The organism is Nonomuraea roseola, assembly GCF_039535395.1.
GTDB classification, from domain to species: Bacteria; Actinomycetota; Actinomycetes; order Streptosporangiales; family Streptosporangiaceae; genus Nonomuraea; species Nonomuraea roseola.
The window spans coordinates 5152808-5174104 of the sequence record NZ_BAAAXC010000015.1; the positions used below are offsets into that span (position 1 = coordinate 5152808).

16 protein-coding genes are annotated in these 21297 nt (G+C 71.8%); 5 read left to right on the top strand and 11 right to left on the bottom strand.

Annotation, left to right across the window (positions count from 1 at the left end; translation table 11 throughout):
* Positions 1-19: 19 nt before the first annotated feature.
* Genes ABFX55_RS47780 through ABFX55_RS47790 form a run of 3 tightly spaced genes read right to left on the bottom strand, consistent with a single transcriptional unit; the run spans position 20 to position 4684 of the window.
* On the bottom strand, positions 20-1489 hold the full coding sequence (locus ABFX55_RS47780) for a M48 family metallopeptidase (RefSeq protein ID WP_346130678.1): 1470 nt from the start codon (positions 1487-1489) through the stop codon (positions 20-22).
* Positions 1490-1499: 10 nt separating this feature from the next.
* Entirely contained in the window at positions 1500-3965 is a 2466-nt protein-coding gene (locus tag ABFX55_RS47785; protein WP_346130680.1) for an ABC transporter permease, read from the bottom strand.
* Positions 3962-4684: an ABC transporter ATP-binding protein gene (locus ABFX55_RS47790; protein ID WP_346130682.1), complete on the bottom strand. Its 723-nt coding sequence runs from the start codon at positions 4682-4684 to the stop codon at positions 3962-3964. Before ABFX55_RS47790 ends, ABFX55_RS47785 begins: the two co-directional genes overlap by 4 nt.
* A gap of 141 nt (positions 4685-4825) precedes the next feature.
* Between ABFX55_RS47790 and ABFX55_RS47795 the strand changes: the two genes are divergently transcribed.
* Positions 4826-6046, top strand: a complete 1221-nt coding sequence (locus ABFX55_RS47795; RefSeq protein WP_346130684.1) for a deoxyguanosinetriphosphate triphosphohydrolase — start codon at positions 4826-4828, stop codon at positions 6044-6046.
* A 78-nt stretch (positions 6047-6124) separates the two neighbouring features.
* Positions 6125-7267, top strand: coding sequence for an NAD(P)/FAD-dependent oxidoreductase (locus tag ABFX55_RS47800; RefSeq protein WP_346130685.1), 1143 nt, complete (start codon positions 6125-6127; stop codon positions 7265-7267).
* Between the two features lie 8 nt (positions 7268-7275).
* Here the strand turns inward: ABFX55_RS47800 and ABFX55_RS47805 are convergent, their stop codons facing one another.
* Positions 7276-8202 (bottom strand): M23 family metallopeptidase, encoded by a 927-nt coding sequence (locus ABFX55_RS47805; RefSeq protein WP_346131475.1) that lies wholly within the window; start codon positions 8200-8202, stop codon positions 7276-7278.
* Positions 8203-8480: 278 nt separating this feature from the next.
* On the opposite strand from ABFX55_RS47805, the gene dnaG reads away from it, so the two are divergent.
* From dnaG to ABFX55_RS47820, 3 genes are all read left to right on the top strand, one after another.
* Complete coding sequence (dnaG, locus tag ABFX55_RS47810) at positions 8481-10322, top strand: DNA primase (RefSeq protein WP_346130687.1); 1842 nt, start codon at positions 8481-8483, stop codon at positions 10320-10322.
* Positions 10323-10657: 335 nt separating this feature from the next.
* On the top strand, positions 10658-11761 hold the full coding sequence (rpoD, locus tag ABFX55_RS47815; RefSeq protein ID WP_379479203.1) for an RNA polymerase sigma factor RpoD: 1104 nt from the start codon (positions 10658-10660) through the stop codon (positions 11759-11761).
* 160 nt (positions 11762-11921) lie between these two features.
* A complete protein-coding gene (locus tag ABFX55_RS47820) occupies positions 11922-12593 on the top strand; it encodes a class I SAM-dependent methyltransferase (protein WP_346130688.1) in 672 nt (223 codons plus the stop codon).
* Between the two features lie 72 nt (positions 12594-12665).
* Here ABFX55_RS47820 and ABFX55_RS47825 read toward each other — a convergent pair whose 3' ends face one another.
* The 7 genes from ABFX55_RS47825 to ABFX55_RS47855 all read right to left on the bottom strand — a co-directional run bounded on the left by ABFX55_RS47825 (position 12666) and on the right by ABFX55_RS47855 (position 21224).
* Positions 12666-13499, bottom strand: coding sequence for a transporter substrate-binding domain-containing protein (locus ABFX55_RS47825; RefSeq protein ID WP_346130689.1), 834 nt, complete (start codon positions 13497-13499; stop codon positions 12666-12668).
* Positions 13500-13649: 150 nt separating this feature from the next.
* Positions 13650-14999 carry a hypothetical protein gene (locus tag ABFX55_RS47830; protein WP_346130690.1) on the bottom strand — a complete coding sequence of 450 codons (1350 nt, stop codon included), beginning with the start codon at positions 14997-14999 and terminating at the stop codon, positions 13650-13652.
* Positions 14996-15787, bottom strand: a complete 792-nt coding sequence (locus tag ABFX55_RS47835) for an FHA domain-containing protein (protein ID WP_346130692.1) — start codon at positions 15785-15787, stop codon at positions 14996-14998. Before ABFX55_RS47835 ends, ABFX55_RS47830 begins: the two co-directional genes overlap by 4 nt.
* A 1-nt stretch (position 15788) precedes the next feature.
* Positions 15789-17051, bottom strand: coding sequence for a vWA domain-containing protein (locus ABFX55_RS47840; RefSeq protein WP_346130694.1), 1263 nt, complete (start codon positions 17049-17051; stop codon positions 15789-15791).
* A complete protein-coding gene (locus ABFX55_RS47845) occupies positions 17051-17896 on the bottom strand; it encodes a protein phosphatase 2C domain-containing protein (RefSeq protein ID WP_346130696.1) in 846 nt (281 codons plus the stop codon). Before ABFX55_RS47845 ends, ABFX55_RS47840 begins: the two co-directional genes overlap by 1 nt.
* Positions 17893-20046 (bottom strand): tetratricopeptide repeat protein, encoded by a 2154-nt coding sequence (locus ABFX55_RS47850; protein ID WP_346130697.1) that lies wholly within the window; start codon positions 20044-20046, stop codon positions 17893-17895. The genes ABFX55_RS47845 and ABFX55_RS47850 overlap by 4 nt, the downstream gene beginning before the upstream one ends.
* A complete protein-coding gene (locus tag ABFX55_RS47855) occupies positions 20043-21224 on the bottom strand; it encodes a serine/threonine-protein kinase (RefSeq protein ID WP_346130699.1) in 1182 nt (393 codons plus the stop codon). The genes ABFX55_RS47850 and ABFX55_RS47855 overlap by 4 nt, the downstream gene beginning before the upstream one ends.
* Between the last annotated feature and the right edge of the window lie 73 nt (positions 21225-21297).

Here is a 21297-nt window from a genome sequence, read left to right on the forward strand (position 1 = left end):
CTCGGGGGTCCGGCGCTTGTCAGGCCGGCACGAAGTCGGGCTTCACACCCAGGCCCGCCAGCCACGAGCGCATGCCCTGCACGCCCGAAGGGTCGGCGACGACCTGGGCGGCGTAGTCGGCCACCAGCACCTCCTCGCCGTCCTCGAACAGCAGCCTGGCGGGCCCCGACCACGACAACGCCCATCGCGCCTGGTCGTGCTGGATGAGCGTCGCCTCCAGCGCCCTGCCGAGCACCGACGCGAGCAGCTTCTCCGAGGGCTCCCAGCCGAGCCCGCGCAGCTCGCCCTCCAGCGCGGCCCGCTGACCGCGCGCCAGCGCCTCGAAGGCGGCGTCGAGGTACGGCCGCGCGGCCCCCATCACCCGCTGCCCCGCCACGGCCAGGTCGCGCAGCGCCTCCTCGTTCACCGCCGTGTACATCCCACGCGCCACCAGGTCCTCCCAGGACACCGGCCGCATGGCCAGCGCCTCCTGGGTCCAGAAAGACTGCTCGAGGGCGTGTGCGGCGACCGAGGCGTCGCGCAGCAGCACCGTGGCGGGGCGAGGGTCGGGGACGTGCGGGGGCTCGGGCAGCAGCGCGATCGCGGCCAGGCGCTCGCCCAGGCTCGGGTGCGAGTCGTACGGCGAGCTCTCCTCAGGCTGCTCGGCGAGCCTGGCCAGCTCGGCCTGTCGCACGGGGTCGCCGACCAGGGCGCGGAACCCGCCGAAGACCGAGGCGGGCCTGTTGCCGGCGATGCCGGTCATCGACAGGTAGTCCTCGGTGAACAGGTGCCAGGCCCGCGCCGTGTCGCGGACCTTGGTGAGCGCGTTCGACATCGCCGCCCGCCCGGCGATCGCGACGGCGAAGGAGTCGGCCTCCAGCTCCTGCCGTCGCGACACCGCCTGGGAGACGCGCAGGTAGAGCTTGGTGTAGGCGAGGAACAGCCGCCGGATGAAGGGGTGGTTGCCGAGCCCCTGCACGGTCGCGATCAGCGCGACCCTGCCCCGGTAGACCGGCGCGCCGAGGCGGGTGTGCGCGCCGGAGTAGTGGCCGAGTTCGTGCCCGAGCACCGCCCGCGCCTCGTCCAGCGTGAGCGTCTGGAGCAGCGGCAGCCCGATGTACATGCGCCGCTTCGACGACGACAGGCCGAGGAAGCGGGTGTCCTCCGCGACGGCGGCGTTGACCTCCGCGACCAGCCTGATCTCGTCGGGCGGGGCCGTCTTGACCCGCTGCGCCAGCTCCTCGACCGTCCGCCACAGCTCGGGCTCCTGCTCCCTGCCGACCGCCAGCCCGGGCTCCTCGCCCTGGCTCCTGCGGCTGACCATCCACAGCGCCCGCACCAGCGCGCCCGCCGCGAGCGTGAGCACGATCGCGATCTGGACGCCCCTGGCGTGGAAGTCGACGAACAGCAGGACGTCGAAGAAGATGGCGGCGGCCAGGATCAGGCCGACGAGCACGTAGAAGCCGGCAAGGAGGGTGAAGGCCAGCACGGCACGGAACGCGGTGGTCACGCCGATGACCTTATAGGGCGAGATGCCGCCTTCTGACCGGAAGGTTGACCGCGGCCCACACCACCAGGGCGACCACGAGCACGCTCGCGGGCACCAGCCACAGCGGGCCCGCGGGCCATGGCCTGCCGAGGAATCCGACGCTCAGCATGACCAGCGGCACGCCCGCGAGCACCAGCCCCGCGGCGCAGGCGGCGAGCGCGATGACCAGCGACTCCCAGCGCAGCATCCGCCTGACCTGACCGGGCGTCGCGCCCAGCCGCCGTAGCGCCACCAGTTCCTCGACCCTGCCCGTGGTCGTGGCCACCAGCCGGTTGGCGACCGACACCAGCACATAACCGATCAGCACGGCGAGCACCGCGATGTTCACCAGTCCCTGCGTGGCGTCCGCGTCCGCGATCGAGGCGGCCGCCCGCTGCGACACCTCCGCTCCAGGCCAGGTCGTGGCCAGAGAGGAGAGGTCGGCCGTGGCGGGCCGTACCAGGATCTCCGCGTCGAGGCCCGTGGTCGTGTGTCCCGCGGCCAGGTCGCGCGAGAGCACCAGCGCGCCGAAGCCGAGCGCCCGCGAGTACGTCGCGACCACGCGCGCCCGCACCGGCGTGCCGTCCCCCATGAGGAGGTCGAGCCGCTCGCCGACCTCGCCCAGGCCGGCGTCGAGCGCGACGGTGTCGCCCTCGAGCTCGCCCAAGCTGCCCTCGACCACGCCGAGGTCGACGACGCCCCCGGCCTCGGGACCCAGGACCATGGCGGTCCTGGCGTGCAGGCCGGGCTCGTCGCCCACGGCCAGCGAGCGGGTCAGCACCGTGGTCGTCGAGGCGGGGGCGGCGGCCGCGACTCCGGGAAGGGCGCGCACGTCGTCGAGCAGGCCGTGCGGGACGCCCCCCAGTCTCGGCGCGGAGACCGAGGCGACGTCGGCCAGGCCCGCGTTCACCTCGTCCGCCTTGGCCTGGCTGATCGTGGTCTGGGTCAGCACGACACTCAGCCCGAGCGTGACCATCATGCCGAGAGCGGCGACGGCGCCCGCCGTCCTGAGCGCGTAGCCGTGAGTGTTGGTGACCGCCAGCCACAGGGGCGCCGACAGCCCGGACGGCAGCCGCCGCGCCAGCGCCCCCATGGCGGATTGCACCAGCATGGGCCCCGCCAAGGCGAGCCCGACGATCGCGAGCAGGGCGGCGGTGGCGGGGCCGAGCCCGGCGATCTCGCCGCGGACCAGCAGCGGCGTGGCCGACAGCCCCAGCGCGACCAGCATGAGCAGCAGGCCGCCCCCCGTCCGCACCCTGGACGGCCCGCGGGGCTCGGCCTTCGACTCGGCGACGGCCGAGACGGGCGGCATCCGCGACGCCTTCAGCGAGGCGGTCCACGCCGCGAGCCTGACCACGCCGAACAGCAGGACGGCGGCGGCAACGGCGGGCAGCGGGCCGTAGGTCAGGGGCAGGTCGGGCGGCAGCGCCCCCGTGCCCTCCAGCAGCTCGCCCAGGCGGGCGGCCAGGTAGTAGCCGAGCGCGGCGCCGGGCGGCAGCGCGGCCAGCGCCGCCACGCAGCCCTGGACCGCGACCAGCCGCCTGACCTGGCGGGGCGTGGCGCCCGCCGCGCGCAGCAGCGCGAGGTCGCGGCGCTGCCTGTTGACCGAGAGCGACAGTCCTCCGCCGATCACGAACCCGACCGTGATCAGGCTGATGCCGCCGATCGAGGCGGGCAGCGCGATGAGCATGCCGCGCGCGGCGGCGGTGCCGGGCCGTTCGGCGTCGCCCCTCGCGCCACCGGTGGAGATCACGTAGCGGTCTCCGAGCAGCCGCTCCGCCTCGGCCGCCACGGCCTGCGCGGTGACGCCCCGCTCGGCGCGGAGCGCCACGAGATCGACCCTGCCGCTCCTTCCCGACAGCTTGGCGGCGGTGGAGTCGGCGAAGTACAGGCCGGGCGCGTCGATCACGGCCGTCACCCGGTAGCGGCCAGGACGGCCGCCCGCGATCACCTCTACCTCCTGCCCGACGCGCGCGCCCGCCATCGCCAGCTCGCCGTCCCGCCTCGGAGGGGCGCCCTCGACCGCCCTGCCGCCCGAAAGCGCCAGCGACGACCACCCGTGCCCCGCCGCCGCCGGATCGGCAGGGCCGGTACGCCCGCCCGTCCCGGGGACGACATCACCGGAAGTGCTCGGCCTCCCTGGAACGACTGCGGCGGGGAAGCTCAGGTCGCCCACGGCGGACTCGACGCCGGGCAGCCGCGACAGCCTGTCCACGACCGACGCGGGGAGCGTGGCGCGTTCGGGGAGCGCCACCGGCAGGTCCTCCTTCCTCGGGACCAGCTGCCGGGCGGAGACCACCACGTCGGCCCCGGTGAGCCGCGTCGAGCTCACCTGCGACCGCAGGCCCGACTCGACGATCACGCCGGTCCCCGTCACCAGCGCCATCCCGCCGAAGACCGCGAAGAAGGCCACGACGAGGCCGCCGAGGCCCGACATGGCCAGCGCCGTCCTGATCACGTCAGCGCTCCGTTCAGTCGCGTCAGCCGTACCGCCAGCTCCTCGGGGGCGGGCGCGGACAGCAGATCCACCACCCTGCCGTCGGCCATCACCAGCGTCTCGTGTGCCCGCGCCGCGGCGGCGGGATCGTGGGTCACCATGATCACCGTCTGGCCCAGCTCGTCGACCAGTTCGCGCAGCAGCCCCAGAACCTCCGCCGCGCTGCGCAGGTCGAGCGCCCCCGTGGGCTCGTCGGCGAAGACGACGTCGGGCCTGGCGGCCAGCGCGCGGACGAGCGCGGCGCGCTGCTGCTGCCCGCCGGACAGCTCGGCGGGCCTGTGGCGCAGCCGCCCTCCGAGCCCCACCCTCTCGACCAGCTCCGACAGCCACGCCCTGTCGGGGCGGACGCCCGCCAGCCGCAGCGGCAGGGTGAGGTTCTCCTCGACGGTGATGGAGGGCAGCAGGTTGTAGGACTGGAAGACGAAGCCGACATGCTTCCTGCGCACCTCCGTGCGCCTGGTCTCGTTCAGCCCGCTGACGGTCACGCCGCCGATCCTGACCGTGCCGGACGTCGGGGTGTCCAGCGCGGCGGCGCACTGCAGCAGCGTGCTCTTGCCCGAGCCCGAAGGGCCCATCACGGCCACGAACCTGCCACGGGGAAAGCCGAGCGAGACCTCGTCGAGCGCGGTGACGCTCCCGTACGACCTGGTGACCCGCTCAAGGGTGACGACGTCGCTCACGAGTGCCGCCTCTTCATCCGAAATCTCATGACCACGACGTTAGAAAACGGATCAGGAAAGCAGAATCCGGCCACCTGCAGAGACGGTGCTACAGCCAGCTGCAGTGAGCCTTCGGTGCGGATGGGTACACTCACAGCACTTATGGGCCAATACAGCGACCATGACCAGGAACGATGGGTTCCCGAGCCGCTCGGCAACCCCGACAGGGGCGCGTTCGAGCGCGACAGGGCCAGGGTGCTCCACAGCTCCGCCCTGCGCAGGCTGGCGGCCAAGACCCAGGTGGTAGGGCCCGCGGAGACCCTCGGGGTCGGCCAGCACATCCCGCGCACCAGGCTCACCCACTCCCTGGAGTGCGCCCAGGTCGGCAGGGAGATGGGCGCCACGCTCGGCGTCGACCCCGACCTGGTCGAGACCGCCTGCCTGGCCCACGACCTCGGCCACCCGCCCTTCGGACACAACGGCGAGAGCGCGCTGGACGAGCTGGCCGCCTCGTGCGGCGGCTTCGAGGGCAACGCGCAGAGCCTGCGGCTGCTCACCAGACTCGAGGCCAAGGTGCTGACGGGCGAGGGCGGCAGCGCGGGTCTCAACCTCACCAGGGCCTCGCTCGACGCCTCGGTGAAGTATCCGTGGCCGCGCGCGGGCGCGGGCAAGTTCGGCGTCTACGACGACGACCTGCCCGTCTTCGAGTGGATCAGGGACGGCGCGCCCAGCAAGCGGGTGAGCTTCGAGGCGCAGATCATGGACTGGGCCGACGACGTCGCCTACTCCGTCCACGACCTGGAGGACGCGCTCCACTCGGGCCACGTCACCCCTGGGGCGCTGCACTCGCCGACCGAGCGCGAGGCCGTCTGCGAGCTGACCCGCACCTGGTACGTTCCCGACGCCACCTGCGCCGAGCTCGAGCAGGCCTTCGACCGGCTGCTGGACTTCCCGCTCTGGCCCCGCCGCTTCGAGGCCACGCTCGCCGACCTGGCCGGGCTCAAGGCCCTGACCAGCGGCCTCATCGGCCGCTTCTGCCGGTCGGCCGAGGCCGCGACCAAGGAGGCCTTCGGCTACCGCCATCACGCCGACCTCGTCGTGCCGCGGGCGACGCGGCTGGAGTGCGCGCTGCTCAAGGGCGTCACCGCGCACTACGTCATGACCACCGACGACCACCACGCCAACCAGGCCAGGCAGCGCGAGCTGATCTCGGAGCTGGCCTCGCTCATCACGCTCGGCGCGCCCCACACGCTCGAACCCGCCTTCAGACCCGCCTTCACCGGCGCGGAGAACGACGCCGCCAGGGTGCGCGTGGTGATCGACCAGATCGCCTCGCTCACCGACACCTCGGCCGTCGCCTGGCACCGCCGCCTCTCCCGCTGACCCACTGAGCCCGGGTCCTTGACGGGTGGTTCCGAGAGTCGGCCCGCCTCCGCGACCGCGAGGGACGATACTCCGAACATGGCAACCTTTGTGATCGTCGGCGCGGGGCTCGCAGGAGCCAAGGCCGCGCAGACGCTGCGGGAAGAGGGCTTCGACGGCGAGGTCGTGCTCATCGGAGCCGAGGAGGAGCGGCCCTACGAGCGGCCCCCGCTCTCCAAGGGCTACCTGCAGGGCAGGAGCGAGCGGGAGAAGATCTTCGTCCATCCGCCCTACTGGTACGCCGACCAGGAGATCGACCTGCGGCTCGGGGTCACCGTCACCGGCATCGCGCTGGACGCGCACGAGGTCGCGCTCGACGACGGCTCACGCATGTCGTACGACAAGCTCCTCATCACCACCGGCGCCAGCCCCCGCACCCTGCCGGGCCAGGCGTACACGCTGCGGACCGTGGCCGACAGCGAGGCGCTCAAGGCGGGCTTCGCCGCGGGCGGCAGAGTGGTGATCATCGGCGCGGGCTGGATCGGGCTGGAGAGCGCCGCGGCGGCGCGGGAGGCGGGCTGCGAGGTCACCGTCGTCGAACCCGAGCCCACCCCGCTGCACAGGGTGCTCGGCCCCGAGCTGGGCGAAGTCTTCGCGAACGTCCACCGCCGCCACGGCGTGGACCTGCGGCTCGGTGTCTCCGCCGAGGAGGTCGAAGCGGACGGCGTACGGCTCGGCACGGGCGAGCGGTTGCCCGCCGACCTGGTCGTCGCGGGCGTCGGCGCCGCCCCCAACGTGAGCCTGGCCCGCGAGGCGGGGCTCGAGGTGGGCGACGGCATCCTCACCGACGCCGCGCTGCGCACCTCCCACCCCGACGTCTACGCCGCGGGAGACGTCGCGGAGTCCTACAACCCCCTCTACGGCAGGCGGCTGCGCGTCGAGCACTGGGCCAACGCGCTCAACGGCGGCCCCGCGGCGGCCAGGTCGATGCTCGGGCAGGAGGTCGTCTACGACCGCGTGCCGTACTTCTACACCGACCAGTTCGACCTCGGCATGGAGTTCAGCGGCGACACCACGGGCTACGACCAGGTCGTCACCAGGGGCGAGGAGCTGGAGTTCATCGCCTACTGGCTGCGCGAGGGCAGGGTGATCGCCGGGATGAACGTCAACGTCTGGGACGTCGTCGACGACATCCAGCGGCTCATCCGCTCGGGCGGGCCGCTGCCCCCACCACAGGACTGAGCGCCCTCCTACAGCGTGCCCGTGTCGTTGAGCGGCGGCGGGGTCGGCGTCTGCGTGGGAGTGCTCGGCTTCTTCTTGCGCTCCTTCTCCTTCTCCTCCTCCTGAGGAGGAGAGGAGGCGGACCTGGAGGAGCACAGCGTGGTGCAGGCGGGCGTCTCGCCGAGCTTGCGGCGCAGCTTGAACGTCTCCTCCTTGGGGGAGAGCGTGGGGTTGCCCTTCAGCCACGCGTCGAGGTAGTCCCACGGCTCGACCATGCCGCGCCGCACCCACCAGTAGGCGGGGCCGGTCTTCCACGAGATCGCGAAGTAGAGGTTCGGGGCGGTGTCGCGGGCGTTGCCCGTGTTGCCCACCTTGCCGAGCTCCTGTCCCGCCTTCACCTTCGCGCCCGGCGTGAGGCCCTCGGTGACCGAGTCGAGGTGGCCGCCGAGATAGCGGACGCCGTCCTCGCCGATGATCGAGACGAACCTGCCCTCGCGGTCGGAGCCCACGTCGGTGGAGGGCTTCCAGCGGTTGTTGATGTTCACCTCGTCGATCACCCCGTCGACAGGGGCGACGAACGAGCAGCCCCTGGCGGCCCAGATGGTCGTCTTCGGGATGATGAGCAGCTTGCGCTGGTAGTTCGTCTTGCAGCCCTTCACGGGGAAGGCGTAGTCGTACTTGGACACCTTCGGCGGCGGCACCTTGACGGGATCGGCGGCGGCGGGCCGCTGGACCCCCGACTGGTGCTCGGTGCCGGGCGTGCTCGCGGCGCCCGTCGGGGTGCCGCTCGGAGCGGCGCTGGGGTCGCCACTGGGGTCGCCACTGGGGTCGGCGCTGGGGTCGGCCGCCATGGCGGGGGCCCTCATGCTGACGCCCGCCACACCGGTGGCCTGCCCGCATCCTCCGGCCAACAGGACGGCGCCCACCACGACTGCACTAAGACGCCCCGATCGCATGATCTCCACCTGTGTCAGCGTATCCAACGACAACCTTTACCTTTGTAACCGACCGGGACGGTGGTCACGACCGCTTTGCCGTTATCCGTCGGTGCTTCTCGTCGCCACGGACGCCGTTGCCGCGCCCGCCACGCGCGCACGGGGAGCGTCCCCTGGACGGGCGGGTCCGCGTGCCGGGCGGGGGCGCGTGGCGGGGCTTGCCGTACGGGCGGGAAGGGACGGCCTCCCGCGGCCGGCGGCGGGCGGAAACTGTCGGGGCGCGCCGTTAGACTCGCGGCGTGGCAGGCAGGATCCGTGACGTCGACATCGCTCTCGTGCGTGAGCGCTCCCCGATCGCCGATGTCATCGGCGAGCACATCCAGCTGCGCAACGCCGGCGGCGGCAACCTCAAGGGCCTGTGCCCCTTCCACGACGAGAAGAGCCCGTCGTTCAACGTCACGCCCGAACGCGGGATGTACTTCTGCTTCGGCTGCGGCGAGGGCGGCGACGTCATCACCTTCGTCGAGAAGATCGAGCACCTGTCCTTCCACGAGTCCGTCGAACGGCTGGCCCAGCGGGCCGGCATCCAGCTGCAGTACGAGCAGGGCGGCTACGTCCCCAAGCGCGACCAGGGCGAGCGGGCCAGGTTGCTCGAGGCGCACAGGGTGGCGGCCGAGTTCTACGTCGAGCGGCTGTTCGCCCCCGAGGCCGCCCCCGGCCGCAGGTTCCTGTCCGAGCGCGGCTTCGAGCGGGCCGACGCCGAGCTGTTCGGCGTGGGCTACGCGCCCAACGAGTGGGAGGCGCTGACCCGCCACCTGCTCGGCAAGGGCTTCACCGCGCAGGAGATCGTCAAGGGCGGCCTGGCCAAGGAGGGCAGGCGCGGCCCCATGGATCGCTTCCGAGGGCGGCTGATGTGGCCGATCCGCGACGCGACGGGCGATGTCATCGGGTTCGGCGCGCGCAAGCTCCTCGACACCGACGAGGGCCCCAAATACCTCAACACCCCCGAATCCCCGCTCTACAAGAAGTCGCAGGTCCTCTACGGCATCGACCTGGCCAAGCGCGAGATCTCCAAGCGCTCCCAGGCCGTGATCGTCGAGGGCTACACCGACGTCATGGCCTGCCATCTGGCGGGCGTGCCGACGGCGGTGGCGACCTGCGGCACCTCCTTCGGCGAGGAGCACATCAAGATGCTCCGCCGCTTCCTGCTCGACCAGTCCTCGACGACCGGCGAGGTGATCTTCACCTTCGACGGCGACGCGGCGGGCCAGAAGGCGGCGCTGCGGGCCTTCGCCGACGAGCAGAAGTTCGTCACGCAGACCTACGTCGCCGTCCAGGCCGACGGGCTCGACCCGTGCGACCTGCGCGTCAAGCAGGGCGACGCGGCGGTGCGCGACCTGGTGGCCAGCCGCGAGCCGCTGTTCCAGTTCGCCATCCGCAGCACGATCTCCCGTTACGACCTGCGCACCAACGAGGGCAAGATCGCCGCGCTCGACGCGGCGGCGCCGATCGTGGCCGGCATCAAGGACTCAGGCCTGCGCAAGCGCTACGCGATCGACCTCGACCGCTGGCTCGGCTTCATGGACGAGCGGTTCGTCATCCAGCGCATCGCCGAGGTGGGCGGCGCCCAGGCGGGCCGTCCTCGGCGCGCGCCCAAGGCGGCGCCGATCGACCCCCACGTCAGGGTGGAGGGCGAGTTGCTCAAGCTGGCCGTGCAGCGTCCCGCCCTGCTGGGCCCCCGCTTCGACACGCTGGAGAGCCGGGCCTTCACCACCCCCGACCACGTCACCGTCCACACCGTCATCGCGGCGGCGGGCGGCACCTCCGCCGGTGGCCACGGCGGCAGGCAGTGGGTCGACAGGCTCATCGAGCACGCCCCCGACGAGGTGGCGCGCGGGCTGATCACCAGGTTCGCCGTGGAGCCGATCCAGGCCGACGCCGAGATCGAGCAGCGCTACGGCGCCGCCATGCTGGCCGCCATCGAGGCGGTCTCTGTCGACAGGGCGATCAGTCAGGTCAAGACGCGCATGCAGCGGCTCAACCCGGTGGAGGAGCAGGCCGAGTACAACAAGCTCTTCGGAGAGCTGGTGGCGCTCGAGCAGCAGCGCAGGGTCCTGCGCGACCGCGCCGCGGGAAGCTAGGCGCACCCGAGCAGCAGCGCAGGGTCCTGCGCGACCGCGCCGCGGGAAGCTAGGCGCACCCGAGCAGCAGCGCAGGGTCCTGCGCGAGCGCGCGGCGGGAAGTCAGGCGCAGCGAAAAGGCGCGTTCGGCGTCGTCGCTGACAAACTCGATCGCGTAATTGACTTTTCTTTCCTGATCAAACTCCGGCCAAACACATAAAAGATCTCGGTTTGGTAATGATGCAGGTCTTACCTCAAGTGACAAAAATGGGTCTGCCATTTTATGGAAGCAATACTGCAGACTGTGTCCCGTGGGTGCATCGGTGCTGCCAAGTGGCCCGCCATCCGTTGACCAGGTGGCGGACCTCGTCGCGAAAGGAAGAGAGCGCGGAAGCGTAACCGTCGATGACGTAGCCGCCGCGCTTGACCGCTCCGAGCTGCCGTCCGACGCGCTGGAGCGCGTTGTGCGGATGCTCGCCGAGAACGGGGTGGAGGTTCTCGAGCCGCAGGGCGACGAGGAGCCCGCCCGCCCCGATGAGGAGGACGTAGGCAAACGTGCGCCGACCAGCGATCTGGTCCGCATCTATCTACGCGAGATCGGCCGGGTCCCGCTGCTCACGGCAGAGGAGGAGGTCGAACTCGCCAAGTCCATCGAGGCAGGGCTGTTCGCCGAGGACAAGCTGGCCGCAGGGGTGTCCAGGCTCGCCTTCCCCGAGTTCAGGGAGCTGGTCTGGCAGGGCACCAGGGCCAAGCAGCGCCTGATCGAGGCCAACCTCCGACTGGTGGTCTCGATAGCCAAACGGTATGTCGGGCGCGGCATGCTGTTCCTCGACCTGATCCAGGAGGGCAATCTCGGTCTCATCCGCGCGGTTGAGAAATTCGACTACACCAAGGGTTACAAGTTCTCCACCTATGCCACGTGGTGGATTCGTCAGGCGATCACTCGTGCCATTGCCGACCAGGCGCGCACGATTCGCATTCCCGTGCACATGGTCGAAACGATCAACAAACTGGTCCGGGTGCAGCGCCAGCTCCACCAGGACCTGGGCCGTGAGCCCGCGCCCGAGGAGATCGCGCTCGAGATGGATCTCCCGGTCGACCGCGTGGTGGAGATCCAGCGGATCGCCCAGGAGCCGGTGTCCCTGCAGTCGCCCATCGGCGAGGAGGACTCCGACCTCGGTGACTTCATCGAGGACGCGGACGCGGTGGTGCCGATGGAGGCGGCCGCGTTCATCATGCTGCAGGACCAGCTCGACGACATCCTCGCCACGCTGTCGGATCGGGAGCAGCGCATCATCCAGCTGCGCTTCGGCCTGGCCGACGGGCACCCGCGCACGCTGGAGGAGGTCGGCAGGGAGTTCGGGGTGACGAGGGAGCGGATCAGGCAGATCGAGTCGAAGACGCTCGCCAAGCTACGTCACCCGACCCGCGCGCAGATGCTGCGCGACTACCTGGACTGACCAGGGACAGGCCCCCTGATGTTGTCAGGGGGCCTGTCCACCCGCCCTCTCGGCGCCGGCCGCCGGATCCTCGAGACCCGCAGGCCCGTACGCCCGAGGCTCCCCCGGATGGGAACTTGTGGGTCAGAGGCCGGACGGTCCTCGGCACTACGATGTCGAAATGACCGATGTGCTCTCGCCTTCCCCCGAATCCGGCAGCGCTCTCGACGTCGTCCGTGTGTGGGACGCGCGTGCCGATCGCTACCTGGAGCTCTTCCGCCACGAGTTGGACGGCAAGCCGTTCGACCAGGAGGTTCTCGCCGAGTTCGCCGGGCGAGTCGGCGAAGGGGGCAGAGTCTGCGACGCGGGCTGCGGACCCTGCGGTCACGTGACAGCGATGCTCGCGGAGCGCGGTCTCGACGTGCTGGGGATCGACCTGTCTCCTCGCTGTGTCGAGCTGGCCAGACGTGAGCGGCCCGGGTGCCGGTTCGAGGTGATGGACCAGCGGGACATCAAGCCGCTCACGCCTGGTGACCTGCTCGACGGGCTGGTCTCGTACTACTCGCTCCACGACCAGCCGAAGAGGGGACTGGCCGGCACCCTCGCATCGTGGGCAGCGGTGATCCGTCCGGGAGGTCACCTCCTGGTCGTGGCGAAGGAGGGCACCAGCGACGGGGTCATCGACGATCCGCTGGGAAGCGACCTCCGGGTCTACTGGGCGGAATTCACCGACCACGAACTTCGTCACGCGGCCGAGGCGGCCGGGTTCCATGTCGAGGAGCTCACCACCCGTGGGGCCTACGACGACGAGATCCCCACGCGGCGCATCTACCTCTCGGCCACGCGCCGCTAGGAGCGGCCCCCGAAGCTTGGAGCCGCCCTCGAAGCTTGGAGCGGCCCTCGAAGCCAGGAGCGGCCCTTGTGGTTAGGAGCAGCCCTCGAACTGGGGCACCGTCACCTTGCCGAGCGTCAGGCCCGACGTGCCGAACCACTTGCCGAGCAGCCTGGCCGCCGTGCCGTCCTGGTACATGTCGGTGATCGCTCTGTTGACCCGCTCGCACCCCTCCACGTCGCCGCGCCGCATGCCCACCCCCGTGCGCTGCTCGTTGAACTGGGTGTTCACCAGGCGCACGCCGCCACGCTCACGCGCGGCCAACCCGGCGAGGATCACGTCGTTGGTGGTGATCGCGTCGATCCGGCCCGACTTCAGCATGGACATGCACTCGTCGTAGGTCGCCACCGGCACCACCGACGCGTCGATCTGCCGCTCGTCGACCACGCGCTGGGCGGCGTTCGACCCCTGCACCTCGCAGATGCGCCGCCCCTTGAGATCGCGCACGTTCGCGATGCCCGAGGTGCCCTCCCGCACCAGGATGTCCTGGTACGACAGGTGGTAGGGGCCCGCGAAAGCCACTCTGGTCTTGCGCTCCTGGGTGATGGAGAAGGTGGCGAGCACGAGGTCGGCCTGCCCCGACAGCAGCAGCTTCTCCCTGTCGGCCGCCAGCGCGGGGACGAACCTGGCCGTGGCGCCGAGCTTGCCCGCCACGTAGGTGGCCACGTCCACGTCGAAACCCTCGAACCTGCCGTCCCCCGTGCGAAGGCCGAGGGCGGGCAGGTCCGGCCTGACGCCGATGACCAGCGTCTCCTTGCCGACGATCGAGGAGGCCTCGCCCGCGCCGCACCCACCGGCCGCCAGGAGAGCGGTCAGGCAGGCGACCAGCCCCATCACGAACGGCGCGGTGAACCGGTTACTCCGCATGCCTGTCACGGGCACTCCTTCCTGATCGAGCGAGCCCGCCGCCATGGGACGTCGCGAGAACGCCGGACCGCCTGCTGGAAGCCCTGGCGAGGAACGCCGGACGTCTCCCGGAGACTCTGGCGACACGCCTGTTGGTGAGGGCGCGCCCCGTCATCGGTACTCCTTCAGCCTGGGCCACACACCGGCCAGCACGCCGCCCGTGATGACGACGAGCCCCGCGGGGATCAGCGTCCACAGGCCGCTCAACCCGCCCTCGCCGGCCGCGATCGCCCTCGCGAACGCGGCCTGGTGCTGCTCGGCCAGCCTCACGAGGGTCGCGTCGTAGGCGTCGAAGGCCGAACGCACGGGACCGGTCAGAGCCGACGTCGCCGACGCGCCGGACTTGGCGCGCAGCGAACGGTCGGCCTCCTGGAAGCGCCGCCAGGCGGCCGCGACGTCCCTTCTCTCCAGCATGCCGAGGAAACGGTCGTTCTTGAGAGAGGCGACGGCGCGCTGGTAGTCGGACAGGTTCTTGGCGGGGAGATAGACCAGTGACTGCGACTTGTCGAAGAAGGTGTGCTGGTAGGTGTCGGCGCGCACGCGGTCGAGCAGGTAGCGGCTCTGGTCGGCGTGCAGGCTGTTGCTGATCGCCCGCGCCCTGGCCAGGGTGAGCACCGAGTCGAAGCCGTCGCGCTTGGCGGTGGCGAGGGATGCCGCCTCGCGTTCCATGATGACCGCTCCCGCGATGCCGCACGCCGCGGTGGCGACGGTCGCGCCCAGGAGCGCCAGGCCGAAGACCCTGCGGAAGCTGCGGGCGAGGTAGATCTGCAGCCAGATCAGGCAGCCGAGCGCCAGCGCGCCGCAGAGCAGGGCGACCAGCCGTACGGCGACGACGGTGGAGTGGCCCTCCTCGTAGGCGTGCCTGACGATGGTCCCGCTCTCCAGCGTGAGGTTGTAGGCCTGGGGGAGCAGTTCGCGGGTCATGAGATCCGTCGCCTGGCGATAGGCCTCCAGCGCCCTGTCGTCCGACGCGATCGTTCCCGGCGTGGTGGATCCGGGGACGACCCCACCGGAAGGGGAGGCGGGGCCAGGGGAGCCGGGGGTGGGCAGGGTGCTGAGCAGCAGGGCTTCGGAGGCCAGGCGTTCGTAGCGGCCGAGCCCCTCCAGCACGGAGGAGATCGTGCGGCGCTCGGCGGCGTCGGAGCCCGCCAGGGTGTGGGCTTGCAGGAGCGCGCTCCCCACCTCGGCGCGTCGCTTCTCGTAGCGGGCCAGCGCGTCCTGCCGCCGGTCGCCGAGCAGCAGTGCGGTGGCGACCTGGGCGTCCATGTCGCTCAGCCCCAGATACAGCCCCGCGGTCGCCACCACCTGTGGTCCCGCGTCGTGTCCGATCACCCGCAGGCCCTCGCGGGCGGCGGCGGTGCCGTACGCGAGGGTGGCGAAGAGCAGGCCGAGGGCGGCGACGGTGACCGAGGAGATCACCTTGATCCGTCCCGGCACCGTACGGCGGGCGAGGAACATCATGGCGCGCTCTCGCGCAGCGTGATGACCGTCCACGCGCCGAGGTGGATGCGGTCTCCCTCACGGACCTGCACGGGGACGTTCACCTGGAGGGGCTTGCCGTTGACCATGGTCCCGTTGGCCGAGCCTGGGTCGACGAGCGACCACGTGCCGTCCCGCTGAGCCATGAGGACGGCGTGCAGGTGCGAGATCCCAGGGTCGGCGGGCGGCCTGCCCAGGTCGATCTCGGCGTAGGAGTTGCGGGACCTGCTGCTCCTGCCGATGCGCATCTGCCGTCCGACCAGCGGGAAGGAGCGCTCGGGGCAGTAGGGAGGGAAGACCACGGCGCCGGCGTCCGGCCCGTCCTGGGCGATGACCTCGTCGTAATAGGCGCGATCGGCCTCGACCACGGCTTCCCACAGGGCGGGGGCGACGGGGTCGAGTGGAGGGGCCTCGAAGTCGTGCCCGTCGACCTCGCAGAACCGTCCGGATCGGGGGGTCTGGCAGATCGGGCAGACGTCGTCGGCGGCGTCGGGGCCCGCGGAGGAGCCGGAAGAACCCGGCCCGCCCGAGCCCGACATTCCGGAGGAGCCGGCCGCGCCGGAAGAGCCCGTGCCGGAGGGGTTCGCGGAGCCGGAGGATCCGGCCGTGCCGGAGGGGGCGGGCATCCCCGAGGAGCCGGGGGAGCCGGTCGATCCTCCGGGCCCGGGGGAAGGGCCGGAGGTGGCGAGGGTCTGGGGCATGGGGGTGCCGCAGACGTCGCAGTACTCCTCGTCGTCAGACGAGTGCCCCTGAGGGCAGGTCAGCGTCATCTCAGCTCTCCTGCCGCAGCTGGCTCGTCCGGGTCGACCCGGTGTCCAGCTCGATCTCGTCGGCCTTCTCCACGTTCCTGCGCAGCCGCGCCGTGCCCGTGCCCGGGTCGATCTCCACCACCTTCTCCAGCAGCCTGGCGGTGTCCTCGCGCCCCGAGGAGTCCGCCAGCTGCTTGGCCTTGGCCAGGCGGGCGGTCGCCGTCGCCGTGTCTCCCGCCGCCCTCGCGCTCAGCCCCTCCTGGATCAGCTCGTGCAGCTCGGCCTGCCCGGTGTAGTGCGCGACCTTCCTGTTGATGCGCGTCGAGAGGGCGAGGTCCTCGGTCCAGTGCGCCAGGACGTTGCCGCTGGCGTGGACGTCGCCGGTGTCCGGCCGTACGAGCTTGACCCACGCCGCTCTGATCTCCTGGCCCGGCGCGGCGGTGGGCACCTCGACGCACAGGTGGTACTCCCGCTCCTCCGCGCCCCACGACCCTGTCGGGTAGTCGCCCGTCAGCGGGTTGAACGGGGTGCGCTTGCCGCTCAGGTCGAGCAGCGTGGGGGAGACCTGCCTGATGTACTTCAGCGTGGCGTCCTTCGGGATCCAGACCCGCAGCGCCAGCTCGGCGACGGTCTTGCCCATCGACGCCTCGGTGATCCTGGTGAAGAACTCCGCCAGGTCCTTCTGGTCGCGCACGAAGTCGAAGGCGCCGAGCAGCGCGTTGGAGACCTTGCGCAGCTCGTCGGGCACCCAGTCGTCGCCGACGCCGAGGCTGTCACAGACGAACCTGCCCTCGCACTTCTTCAGCGCCCTGGCGAACGCGTCCTCGCCCTCGTTGTTCTGGCCGTCGGTCATGAGCAGCGCGTGCCTGATCGCGCCCGGCCTGCTCTCCAGCAGGTCGCAGGCCAGCAGCAGCCACTGTCCGATCGAGGTGCCGCCGTTGGCGTCGAGGGAGTCGATGGCCTTCTTGGCGTTGTCCCTGGTGCTCTGGCCGACCTTGGCCAGCTTCCGTCCCCTCGGGTAGACCATGCGCGCCGAGGTGTCGCCCGCGATCACCGCGAACTCCACGCCCTCGCGCAGGGCGTCCACGGCGGCCTTCGCCGCCTGCCTGGCCTCCCTGATCTTGCCGCCGGTCATCGACCCCGAGGTGTCAATGATGATCACTTCGGCGGCCTCCGTGGGCGGCGCCTGGGCGACCGTGCCCGTGACCGTGAGGATGGCGTGCACCTCCCTGCCCCCGAGTGGCAGGTACTTGTGCTGGTCCACCTGCAGGGTGAAATCACTCATCACGCTCTCCTGACCGGTATCAGTACGACAGTGACGTTGTCGCGCCCGCCCGAGGCGAGCGCGCGGTCGACCAGCGCCCGTGCCCCCTCCAGAGGGACGGCGGCGCGGAAGGTGACGGGTTCGTCGAGGTAGCCCCAGAGCCCGTCGGTGCACACCATGAGCAGCCCGGGGGAGTCGGGCACGAAGCCCAGCGCCCTGCAGCCGGTGTCTCTGGCGTCGGCGCCCAGCCAGGCGGTCAGCACGCCGGCCGAGGCGACGTCGTCGTCGGTCAGCAGGACGGCGGGCCCGTCGTCGGGCAGCCAGTAGGCGCGGCTGTCGCCGACCCAGCCGACGGTGACCAGGTCGGGCCCCGCGACCGCCGACACGTAGGTGCAGGCGGGGGCGTCGTCGAGGGAGGTGGCGAGGGAGGCGACGGCCAGGGCGGCGCGCGCGCAGGCGGCCCTGGTGGCGCTCTCCTGGGTGGAGCCCGCCTTGAGCTCCTCGGCCAGGATCGTCACGCCGGTCTGCGCGGCCAGCGTCGAGGCGGACTCGGGGCGAGGCGACTGCGTCACGCCGTCGCAGACCACCGCCAGCTGGAGCCCTTCGGCCTCGCCCAGCGCCATCGCGTCCTGGTTGTGGCTGTGTCGCAGGCCCCTGTCGCTGGCTCCTGCCATGCCCGAGTCGAGCACCAGCTCCACGTGGTCGGAGGCGGCGGGCGCGCGACGGCCGCACTGGGCGCAGTAGCCCTCCTCGAAGTCGCCGCCGCAGGCCGTGCAGGCGGGTAAGGCTTCCTCGAGGCGGATGCCGCACTGCTCGCAGAAGGCGTGGCCCTGCAGGGCCGAGGCCCCGCACGCCGGGCACTTCACAGCCACGTCCTCGGCCGGACCGCGTTGGCGCGATCGACGAGCGCGTGCCGTTCCGCTCGGGTGGGCGCGGCTCTGGCCAGCTCCCTGTAGACCGACTCCAGCCTGGTCCGCACGCCGTGGCCGGTGAGCGGCGCGCCGAGCAGGACCGTGGAGGGGGAGGGCGGTGAGGGCGGCGCGGCGATCCAGGCCAGCGCGGCCTCCAGCAGCTCGGCGGCCAGCTCGCCGCGGCGCCTGCCGTCCAGCTGCTTGAGCCGGTCGAGGCGCTCGCCGGCGGCCACCAGCTCCGCCTGCCCGACCTGAGCGGCGGGACGTCTGGCGGTCACCGCGACCAGCGCCGCCTGCGCGGCCACGTACTGGCTCGCGGAGGCGGGCACCTGGCCGAGCGCAGCCGCGGCCCCCTGGTGGTCGCCCGCGCTCAGCCGGGCCCTGGCCAGCCCGAACGCGGCGCTGACGTAGCTGTGGTCGGTCCGCCACACCGTCTCGTACCAGCGGGCGGCGCCCGCGTGGTCGCCCGCGGCCTCGTGCGCGAACCCCAGCGCCAGCTTCACCGCGGGCTCTCCAGGCAGCAGGCCGAAACACCTGTCGAACAGTTTCGTGTCGGGCTTGCCCGTGGCCAGCGCGCGCACGCCCTGGTACCAGGTCACCCGCCACTCGTTCGGCAGCTCGCGTTCGGCCTCCTCGAGCGCGCTGTCGCCGAGATCGTGCTCGGCCGCGACCCTCGCCCTGGTCAGCAGCGTCTCGGCGGTGACGGGCAGCGCCGCCGCGCCGGCCAGCAGATCGTGCGGATCGAGCGCGATCAGTCCTGAGAGCGCGCCCGCCGCGGGATCGGCGGGGTCCATGAGCGGGACGGGCAGCGCCGCCACCGCCGCCGCCGGGTCCAGCGGCTCGAACACCTCCGTGACCCCTTCCCCGACCCGCTCGGGGCCGAAGACGCCCGACTGCCCCGGGTAGGGCAGGCCGTCCTCGGCGGCGCGCACCTCCCTCAGCACGCCCGTGAGCTGCTCGGCCATCTCCGCCGCGTCGGCGAATCGCCGGTCGGGATCGGAATGGGTGGCGCGCAGGAGGAAGCGGTGGAAGGACTCGTTGCCCCACGCCTCCGGCCCGGGCAACGGCGTCTCCACGCCGCCGCGCGCAGGGCTGAAGGGATGGCTCAGCACGGCCAGCGTCCGCGCCACGGTGTAGAGGTCGGAGGCGATCGAGGGTCCCCGTGAGGAGATCTCGGGAGCGTGGTAGCCGGCCGTGACGTAGGAGCTGCCCAGGCCGGCTCCGATGCGCTGGACCGCGCCCAGGTCGATGACCTTGAGCTGCTGCCCGACCTGGATGACGTTGGCAGGCTTGAGGTCGCAGTAGACCAGCCCGCTCTCGTGCAGGTAGTCGAAGGCCTTGAGGATCTCGAGCGCGTAGGCGATCGTCTGGCGCAGCGGCAGCGCGTGCCCGTCGCGCAGGCGCTGCCTGAGCAGGTCCTGCAGGGACGGCCCGCCGACGTACTCCATGACGATGTAGCCGGCGCCCTCGTGCCGCTGGAAGTTGAAGATCTTGACGATGTTGGGGTGGTCGACGGTGGTGAGGAATTTGCGCTCGGCCTCCGCCGCGGCCAGCGCCTCGGCGTCGGCGGCGTTCAGCAGGCCCTTCAACACCACCCACCGGCCGTCGAGGTTCTCGTCGGAGGCCAGGTAGACCCAGCCGAGGCCGCCGTGCGCCAGGCAGCCGAGCACCTTGTACTGCCCCGCCACCATCGCGCCGGGCGCGAGCTTGGGCGTGAAGCTGTAGGGCGTGCCGTCGTGCGGGCAGAACCCCTCGGTACGGCCCTGCACCCCCTCGCGGCTGCGTCCCACGGGCTTGCCGCAGGTGGAGCAGTACCGCCGGTCCTCGGGGACCTCGGGGTTGTCCATGATCGCGTCGGCGGGGTCGCGGTACGGCGTCGGCGGCACGTCCACCAGGCCGTGGCCGAGCACGCCCCTGGACCGCCTGCCCGACGACGGCCTGGAACCGCTCGGAGCGGTCATCGCGGCGCTCGGCCCGCCCGTCGGCAGGCCGGTGGAGCCGGCGCCCGCCGAAGCCGCGACCGGCGGGCTCTCCGAGTGGCCGCACTGGTCGCAGTAGCCGTCCTCGATCGTTCCCGCGCAGCCCTGCTGCGTGCACGTCGTCATCGGGGCCCTCCATGGATCGCGTCCTGGTAGTGCTCCACCGCTTCCGCCGCCTGGTTGAGGTCGCAGGGGGCGGTCCACAGCAGCTGTCTGGCCCGCGTGAAGCGGCCGGCGGCGTCAGGGTCCTCCGCCAGGCCGACGCGGATCGCCTTGGACTGCGTGGCCATCAGCCTGCCGCGCAGTTCGTCCCTTCGGGCCATCAGGCCGAGCAGGGCCGAGGTCGTGGCCCGCGCCCTTCGCAGCGCGTCATCGGCGGCCCGCTCCACCGTGGCGAGGCGTCTGGCCCGCTCCACCCAGCCGGCCCCTGGCGCCGCGCCCGGCGGGTCGAGGGCGGCGCTGTCACCGGCGAGGCGGTCGGCGGTGGCGCGCGGTGCGGTGGAGGGAGGGAGGAGGATCTTGGCGGCGACCACCGTGTGGGTCCTTCGCGCCTCCGCCTCGGCGTCGCGGACGCTGCCGACCAGCTCGAGGAGGGCGGCGTGCCGCGGGCCGTACGAGCGTCTGAGGGTGTCGGCGCGGGCCAGATCGGCCAGCAGCGAGTCGAGCGTGGCGCAGAGCCTGTCGAGGGCGGACGCCGCCGATGCGGAGTCGAGGGGGTCGGACGTGACGGCCGAGCGGAGGCGGTCGAGCTCGGCCTGATGCCGCGTCCCCGAGGGGTTCTCCCCGAGGTCGGCGCTGAGTCGTGCGATCTCCCGCTGGGAGGCGGCCGCCGACTCCAGCCGGGGAAGCAGCGCGGTCCAGGCGGTGTCGATCTCCGTCAGCGTGCGGCCGACGGCGCCGAAGGCCTGGTCCATCCTGGCGACGGTCTCGTCCAGGCTGAGCGCCTCGTCCCGCTCGGGGCGTAACGAACGCTGCTCCACCGGCTTGGCCTCGGCCGCCAGCCGTACGGAGGGGCCCGCGAGCAGGAAGGTCAGCTCCTCGAGCTCGGCCTGGCCTGGACGGGGTCTTCGGGCCCTGACCTTCTCGGCCTGGCGCAGCACGGCTCTGTAGGCGTCGTAGAGCGACCACATCAGCGCCATGGCCTGCTGGGCCGAGGTCCACGTGGCGAGGGTCATCCCGCGTAACGCGGCCCCCTTGAGCAGCTGGTAGGAGGTGTGCGACTCGAGGTCGAGCAGGTCGCCGGAGATCCGGTCCCGCTCCTCGACACGCGTGCGCAGCGCGTGGTCGGCGCCTTCACGACTCATCGGCGGTCCGGCTGGTTGCGTCAACGTCTCCCCCGTCGAATGGAAACCCCCGAACCCTCATTTACCGGGTCAA